At 56.6% G+C, this 8,030-nt stretch carries 5 protein-coding genes; all 5 read right to left on the reverse strand.

Annotation, left to right across the window (positions count from 1 at the left end):
• Nucleotides 1–77: 77 nt before the first annotated feature.
• The 5 genes from MUU53_RS22500 to MUU53_RS22520 all read right to left on the reverse strand — a co-directional run bounded on the left by MUU53_RS22500 (nucleotide 78) and on the right by MUU53_RS22520 (nucleotide 7,740).
• A complete protein-coding gene (locus MUU53_RS22500; RefSeq protein WP_165133877.1) occupies nucleotides 78–1,532 on the reverse strand; it encodes an efflux transporter outer membrane subunit in 1,455 nt (484 codons plus the stop codon).
• A 111-nt stretch (nucleotides 1,533–1,643) separates the two neighbouring features.
• Complete coding sequence (locus MUU53_RS22505; protein ID WP_247262846.1) at nucleotides 1,644–4,745, reverse strand: efflux RND transporter permease subunit; 3,102 nt, start codon at nucleotides 4,743–4,745, stop codon at nucleotides 1,644–1,646.
• 39 nt (nucleotides 4,746–4,784) lie between these two features.
• Nucleotides 4,785–5,999 carry an efflux RND transporter periplasmic adaptor subunit gene (locus tag MUU53_RS22510; protein WP_247262847.1) on the reverse strand — a complete coding sequence of 405 codons (1,215 nt, stop codon included), beginning with the start codon at nucleotides 5,997–5,999 and terminating at the stop codon, nucleotides 4,785–4,787.
• Between the two features lie 153 nt (nucleotides 6,000–6,152).
• Nucleotides 6,153–6,704, reverse strand: a complete 552-nt coding sequence (locus MUU53_RS22515; RefSeq protein ID WP_247262848.1) for a TetR/AcrR family transcriptional regulator — start codon at nucleotides 6,702–6,704, stop codon at nucleotides 6,153–6,155.
• An 85-nt stretch (nucleotides 6,705–6,789) separates the two neighbouring features.
• On the reverse strand, nucleotides 6,790–7,740 hold the full coding sequence (locus MUU53_RS22520; RefSeq protein WP_247262849.1) for a phosphoribosylaminoimidazolesuccinocarboxamide synthase: 951 nt from the start codon (nucleotides 7,738–7,740) through the stop codon (nucleotides 6,790–6,792).
• Nucleotides 7,741–8,030: the final 290 nt, after the last annotated feature.

Raw genomic sequence — 8,030 nt, forward strand, 5'->3', positions numbered from 1 at the left:
GCTCCGCAACTTTCGGAGCGCCAAATTCCATGCCTATGGTCAACATACGGTTAAACCTGAAAATTTGCGACAAGCCCTTATTGCGCCTTTGCAGCCTTGGCTGCTGCAACGATTGTTGGGCCCTTCTGGGTGCTGGTGCCCCAAGCGTAACCGCCTCCGAGCGCGACGTTGAGTGCAACATAGTCCTGTGCCTGCTGCTGGATGGCTTGCGCAAGGCTTGCCTGAGCATTCGACACCTGACGCTGGGCATCCAGAACGTCGAGCAGTGAGGAAGCGCCGTCACGGTAGCTGGCTGTCGCAAGCTGAAGCGCTTCCTGGTAGGATTTCACGGTGTTGCGAAGGGCAGCGACCGTGCGGCCATCACGCTGCACGGCAGCGAGCGCATTCTCTACTTCCTGAATACCTGTCAACACCGTCGACTTCCAGGCGAGATAGGCTTCACGCGCCTGCGATTCGGCAGCACTCAGATTCGCACGCAGCTGACCGCCATCGAAGATCGGCAGGTTGAGCGTGGGACCGAAGGACCAAGAGATACGGTGCGCATCGGAGCCACCGACGAACTTCGTGTAGGCGGGCGTGATGGAGCCGCCAAGGCTGATCGACGGGTAGAGCTGTGATTCAGCAACGCCGATATTCGCAGTCGCCGCCGCAAGCTGACGCTCAGCCGCCCGAATATCAGGACGGTTGCGGATGAGATCAGCCGGAACCCCTGCCTGGATATTGAAGCGAGCGACCGGCTGTGCACCGCTACGCTGTAGTTCATCGACCAGAGACGACGCAGGCATGCCGAGAAGGGTAGCGATGCGGTGTGCTGCCTGACGGAACTGGGTCTCGAAGCCGGGGATCTGCGCGATACTCGTATTGACCAGGCCTTCTGCCTGAACCACATCCAGACGCGAGGCAGCGCCAGCCTGAAGCTGAAGCTGTGTGAGATCCAGCGTTTCGCGACGGGATTTAACGTCTTGCTGCGCGAGTGCTATGCGCTGCTGGAAATAGCGGGCATCGATATAGGCACCAGCGACTGACGAAAGCAGCGAGAGCCGGGCGACATCGACGTTCGCATAGGCGGCATCAAGGCTCGCCAGAGCACTTTCCTTGGCACGCCGATAGCGACCAAAGAGATCGATGAACCAAGAGGCATCGAGAGAGACTGCCACAGCCGTCGAGGGTGGCGACGATACCTGCGTTCCCTTGTAACCCTTGGTACCGCTGCGCTGTTCCTGTGCGGAGAAGGTCAAGTTCGGCAAGCCGCCGGCAGCGTTTGCGGTAACGCTCGCCTCAGCCTGAGTGATTCGCTCCAGCGCCTGAAGAACAGAGAGGTTCTGATCCAGACCCTTCTGAATGTAGCCATCAAGACGGCGGTCGCGGAATGCCGTCCACCACGCTTCCTGGGCAATGTTGCCGTTGCTGCGGACGCTACCTTCCTTGAACTTTGCCGGAAGTGCGATCTCGGGCGCCTTGTGATCTGGTCCGAGGACGCAGCTGGACAGCAGGAGCATGACAAGAGGGGCTGCTGCGCGAATGGAGGTCATGTGAGCATCCTGGTTTGACGAAATACTTTTAAGCCTCGGGCCATGGGCTGCATCCCTATGCGGGAAGCAGCCATCCGTCAGCCTTAATTGTTAACGAAAGGCGGCCAAAGGTTAACCCGGGGATTTTTTACCGCCTGAAAGCTTTCGCACCACTACAAAAAACGATGGGACGAAGAAAATTCCGAGGAGTGTTGCAGAAAGCATACCACCCAGCACCCCGATGCCGATCGAATTCTGAGCGGCCGAACCCGCGCCGGTCGCGATTGCGAGCGGTACAACGCCCAGAATAAAGGCCAAGGACGTCATGATGATCGGCCTTAATCGCAGACGAGCTGCTTCAAGGGTCGCATCGATGATCCCTACGCCTGCCGCCTGCCGATCCTTTGCGAATTCCACGATCAGGATCGCGTTCTTGGCAGCCAGGCCAATTGTCGTCAGCAGTCCGACCTTGAAGTAGACGTCATTGGACTGACCGAAGAGCAAAGCTGCTCCCAAGGCTCCCAGAACGCCCACAGGCACGGCCATGATGACCGAAAACGGAATTGACCAGCTTTCGTAAAGAGCAGCCAGGCACAGGAAGACGATCAGAACCGAGAGGGCGTACAAGAGCGGCGCCTGCGAGCCCGACAGGCGTTCCTGATAGGAGATGCCCTGCCACGCCACAGTGTAACCGCCACCCAACTGGGAGGTCAGCTGTTCCATGGTGTCCATGGCCGTGCCCGAACTTACGCCTGCACCGGCCGAACCATCCAGCGAGATTGCGCTGACGCCATTGAAGCGGCTGAGGGTTGGCGCGCCGCTGACCCATTGAGTCTTCATGAAGGAGGAGAAGGGAACCATCTCTCCCTGCGTGTTGCGTGCATACCAGCTGTTGATCGAATCAGCCTGCATGCGATACGGCGCATCGCCTTGGACGTAGACGGGTTTCAACTCGTTGTTCAGCGTGAAATCGTTCACATCCCTGCCAGCGAAAATCACCGAGAGCATGGAGTTGACCGTGGCAATATCCAGACCCATGGCCCCCATCTTTTCCTGATCGAGCAGGAATTTCAGCTGAGTTTCGGCCGGAGGATTGTTCGAACGCAGGGCGGATACGTTCGGATTGGAGTTGCCCTGCTGGATAAGTCGGTTGGTCGCCGCGGTTAACGCCTGCGTGCCGGTCTTGCCGCTATCGACCACATACATGGAGAAGCCGCTTGATGTTCCCAGACCCGGAATCGCCGGTGGCTGAAGAGGGAAGACCTGAGCGTCACGCAGAGTGAAGAAATAACCCATCGCGCGCTGCACCACTGAAGATGCAGACAGCTTGGGGTCTTCGCGCAAGTCGAAGTCTTTCAGCTTTGCAAAGACAATGCCGTAGTTCTGGCCCGAACCGGTGAATGAGAAGCCAGAGACAGCGAAGACGTCCTGGATGGCATCCTTTTCCTTGTCCAGGTAGTAGGTCTCGATCTTCTTGATGATCTCTTCCGTCCGCGCCTGCGTGGCGCCATTGGGAAGCTGTATGATCGTCAGCAGAACGCCCTGGTCTTCCTGCGGAAGAAATGAATTGGGCAGACGCGTAAACAACCATCCGCAGCCACCGATAATGATGGCGAACATCAGCATGACGCGCAGCGGTCGCTTGAGCATGTAGCCGACGGTCGACGTGTAGCCGTTGGTCGTGCGATCGAAGTTCCGGTTGAACCATCCGGCAATTCCGCGCTTCGGGCCATGGCCTGTCGGCTTGAGGATGGTTGCGCAAAGCGCAGGTGTCAGAACGATCGCCACCAAGGCGGAGAGCAGCATTGCCGAGACAATGGTGATGGAGAACTGGCGGTAGATGATGCCGGTCGACCCACCGAAGAAGGCCATCGGGATGAACACGGCCGTGAGGACGAGCGCGATACCGACGATGGCGCCGGTGATCTCGCCCATCGACTTTTCCGTCGCTTCCAGCGGAGACAGCCCCTCGTCGGTCATGATGCGTTCGACGTTCTCCACCACGACGATCGCATCGTCGACGAGCAGGCCGATTGCCAGAACCATGGCGAACATCGTCAAGGTATTGATCGAGTACCCCGCAAGCGCAAGGATCCCGAAGGTTCCCAGCAAGACCACCGGCACGGCAATCATCGGAATGAATGTCGCGCGGAGGTTCTGAAGGAAGATCAGGAGCACGACGAAAACGAGGATGATGGCTTCGATCAGGGTATGGACAACCTTTTCGATCGAGAGCTGGACGAATGGCGACGTATCATACGGATAGGTGATGATGACGTTTTCCGGCAGTGAAGATGCCACGCTGCTCAAGGCGGACTTGACGCGTGCGGCAGTATCCAGTGCATTCGCTCCGGTCGCGAGGTTGACGGCGAAGCCGGTAGCCGGCTTGCCGTTGGAGCGGGAGTTCGTCGAATAGCTTTCCTGACCGATTTCGATGCGCGCCACATCGCTGAGGCGCACCGTCGCGCCGCCTGTCTCCGTCTTCAAGATGATTGACTTGAAGTCGTCCACGGTCTGCAACTGGCTTTGGGCCGTCACGGTAACGCTGATCTGCTGACCCTTTACCACTGGCAGGCCACCTAGAGATCCAACCGAAACCTGCTGGTTCTGTGCCTGGATGGCCGCAGTCACGTCAGTCGGGGTCAATTGAAACTTGTTCAGCTTGAATGGATCAAGCCAGATGCGCATCGCATAGCCGGTGCCGAACACCTGAATGCTTCCGACGCCTTCGAGTCTCTTGATCTGATCTTCGATCTGCGTGCTGAAGATGTCACCAAGCTCCACCGGCATGCGCTTCGAATCGGTCGAGACGAGCGCGCCGACGAGCAGAATGCTGGATGTGGACCGGGTTACCGTGATGCCAGCCGTCTGGACGACATCGGGCAGTTGCGACTGAACCAGCTGCAGTTTGTTCTGAACCTGGACCTGAGCAATATCGGGGTCGATGGTATTGCCGAATGTCAGGGTGACAGTTGCAGAACCGGTGCTTGAGGAGGATGTCATATAGGTCAGATCATCCAGGCCGGTCATGCCGTCCTCAATGATCGTCGTTACGGACTTTTCGACGGTTTCCGCGCTTGCGCCGGTGTAAGTTGCCGAGATGCGAACCGTGGTCGGGGCGATTTCCGGGTATTGTGCAACGGAAAGCGTGGTGATCGCCAATCCACCGCCAAGCATGATGATGATCGCGATGACCCAAGCAAAGATCGGTCGGCGAATGAAAAATTTGGCCATTGGTTATTCCTTGACGCCTGACTTTCGTGCCGACTAGCTTTAAGGTTTTGCCGGGGAAGCTGCGGGAGGCTGAGCTGCGGCCTGCTCGACGACGAAGCCGTTTTCGTCAAGCTTGGCGTCAACCGGCGCGACCACGGCACCCTCTGCGATCCATTGGAAGCCATCGACGATCAGCTTGTCGCCATCCTTCAGATTGCTTGTCACCAGCCAGTTCGTGCCGGAGAGCTGGGTGTTGTCGAAAGTGCGCGTTTCGACCTTGTTCTCGGCGGTAACAAATTTTGCTGTCAGAGAGCCGTTTGCGTTGCGGCTTGCGGCCCGTTGAGGGATGAGAAATCCATTCTCGTAGCCGACGATGACCGTCGCGCGAAGGTAAGTGCCCGGCAGGATGAGGTTGGTCGGATTATCGAAGACAGCACGGATTTGATAGGTTCCGGTTGTCTCGCTGACGGCCATCTCGGCCATATCGAGTTTCCCGGTCTTGTCATACTTCGTGCCGTCTTCCAGAGTCAGCGTGATGTCTGCCTCGGTAGGGCTTCCTTTGAGGCGACCGGCAGCAATAGCGGAGCGCAATTCCAGCAGATTGGCGCTGGAGTCGGTCAAATCGACGTAGATTGGATCGATTCGCCGCAATGTTGTCAGCGCTGTCGTCTGATTGGCGGTCACAATATTGCCGATGCTGACAGTCGAGATGGTCGTCACACCATCGAAGGGTGCCTTGATCTCGGTGTATCCCAGATTGATCTGGGCGCTCTGGAGAGCCGCTTTTGCCTGCGCAACATCAGCCTGCGCCTGCAGGAGGGTTACCCGGGCATTCTCATATTCGATCTGCGTCGCGCCGCTGTTAACCAAGCGTTCATAGCGATTGAGGTTGGCTTGAGCACTCGGCACGCTTGCTTCAGCTTTGGCAAGAGCAGCCTTTGCTTCCTCCAGCGAGGCGGCGTAGGTGTCATCGTCGATCTTATATAGAAGGTCGCCAGCTTTGACCGTGCTTCCTTCCTTGAATTTGATCTGCTCGATCATGCCATTGACGCGCGGGCGAATCTCGGCGGTCTGGAAAGCAACGGCCCGGCCTGGCAGAACGCGTGTCACCGGTTGCTCTGCCTGCTTCATCGTGACCACACTCACTTTTGACGGTGGCCGTTGCTGCCCGCCTCCAGCGGCCTGATTGGCTCCGGCCTTCTGATTTCCCTGCTCACTGCAGCCCACGAGTGCGAGAGACAGCATGAGCGGAAGAACGTAACGACGTGTGTTCATGAGGCGGGATCCGGTTTTCGTGGGGCAATCGTCAAAGAGTAGCGGGCTAGATAATGGAGCAAGTTCGTCGCCAAGCAAGAGAACTGGGCACGGAAAAGCGCGCGATCCGTGCACTCAACATGGAACGCTCAAAGTGACGTAATTCACAAATCGTCACTTAGCAAGTGGATTCTGCAGTGCAATATTCACAAGTTCGACAATTTCATCGCAGCGCGTTTCGAGCTCGTCCATAGGAGTACGGACGAGGAAGACGGGATGAAGAATGGTCACGAAAGCTGCCGCGACAGCTCTGCTGCGCGCCGGAATGTCCCGACAATAATAGACATTCGAGTCGATGCCGTGCCGTATGAGACCTGCAAACAGTCCTTCGATCATTTCGCCATAGCGCGCGCCGCTGGCCATTTCCGTTTCGGACAGGATGAGCAGCATCTCAATCATGTAAGGTGCGGTCTTGAAGGCTGCCAGATGCATGGCCATCAACTGGTGCGCAACGCTTCGCAAGCGGTCTGGTGCAGGTTCCTCCACGTTCAGAGCCTGCAACTGTGCTGCCATATTCTCGATGCTGCGTTGGCAGATAGCGTCGGCCAATGCGACCTTTGAGTGGAAATGCTTGAAGACATTGGCAGGCGACATACCGAGTGCCTGTGCCACGTGCGCGATCGAAGAGCCAGCTATGCCGCGTTCGGTGAACACCCGCTCGGCCATATCCAGGATTTCAGCTCTTGTGTCCTCAGCTTTTCGTCTTGGTCTACGCACGTGGCCGTTTCTGCCTTTGATTTTCTTTCGATGTTCAGCCCTTGGAAAAATAGGGTTCCAGGTTCGATCGCAGGCGCGCATGGATATCGTCATCTGCAGAGATGGGATCGATGACCTTGCCCGTAATCTTGTTGTAGGCGTCACGGTAGACGCGCGCTGTCGCTTCAACAAGATCCCCCGGGATTGTCGGAATGTCATCCTTGTAAGGATCACATCGCTCGGCGACCCAGTTGCGAACGAAATCCTTGTCGAAGCTCTCGGGCTTCTCACCTGCCTCAAAACGGCTCTGGTAGCTGTCCGCCATCCAGTAGCGGCTGCTGTCGGGCGTGTGGATTTCATCGGCCAGAATGATCGTTCCGGATTCGTCGATCCCGAACTCATACTTCGTATCAACCAGAATCAGTCCATTCTTCGCAGCCAATGTCTGACCGCGATCAAACAGTGCCAGAGCGTATCCACTGACGACGTCCCACTGTGCTTGTGTCAACAAACCGCCTTCCACGATCTCCTTCTCAGAAAGCGGTTCATCGTGGCCGCCATCGAAAGCCTTGCTCGTTGGCGTGATGACAGGCTGTGGCAGAGCCTGGTTGTCACGCATGCCATCCGGAAGGTTAAGACCATACATCGTGCGCTTACCCTGCTTATACAGCGTCAGAAGCGACGTCCCTGTCGTACCGGCGAGATAACCCCGAACAACAACTTCCACCGGCAGGATGTTCAGTCGCTTGCCAATAACAACATTGGGATCTGGGTAATCGAGAACATGGTTCGGGCAAATATCCTTCGTGTTCTCGAACCAAAACCGCGCGGTTTGCGTGAGGACGCGACCCTTGTCCGGTATGACTGCCAGGGCACGGTCGAACGCGCTCAGACGATCGCTGGCAACGATAATTCGACGCCCGTCCGGCAAATCGTAATTATCACGGACCTTCCCACGATAATGATTTTGGAGTTCAGGTAGTTCGACCTCGGCCAATACGTTCATCATTCTCATCCCGATATCGGCCGTGGAAAGGCCGCGTGGTTCATATGTGTTATCGACCCTATTTATCGCACGTGAAAGAGCTTCAGAACAAGCCGACAAGACATTGACAAAGCAGCACGGAAACGCAGTTGTCGCCACGGTCAAATCTGAAAGGATTCTGCGCAAGAAATGGCCACTGTCTGCTCAAAAACTACCCACACTCAAAATATATATAGCCATATCAACGGCTTATCATTTTCGTTGACTGATTTTGAAATCGTGTGTTGACGGATAAAATTGGTTTGCCTATA

Origin of the sequence: Affinirhizobium lemnae (assembly GCF_022968395.1) — a bacterium.
Lineage (GTDB): Bacteria > Pseudomonadota > Alphaproteobacteria > Rhizobiales > Rhizobiaceae > Neorhizobium > Neorhizobium lemnae.

What these genes read in the sequence shown, in the direction of transcription:
- MUU53_RS22500 (WP_165133877.1), bottom strand. Translation starts at nt 1,532, where the DNA reads ATGACCTCCATTCGCGCAGCAGCCCCTCTTGTCATGCTCCTGCTGTCC.
- MUU53_RS22505 (WP_247262846.1), bottom strand. Translation starts at nt 4,745, where the DNA reads ATGGCCAAATTTTTCATTCGCCGACCGATCTTTGCTTGGGTCATCGCG.
- MUU53_RS22510 (WP_247262847.1), bottom strand. Translation starts at nt 5,999, where the DNA reads ATGAACACACGTCGTTACGTTCTTCCGCTCATGCTGTCTCTCGCACTC.
- MUU53_RS22515 (WP_247262848.1), bottom strand. Translation starts at nt 6,704, where the DNA reads ATGGCCGAGCGGGTGTTCACCGAACGCGGCATAGCTGGCTCTTCGATC.
- MUU53_RS22520 (WP_247262849.1), bottom strand. Translation starts at nt 7,740, where the DNA reads ATGAACGTATTGGCCGAGGTCGAACTACCTGAACTCCAAAATCATTAT.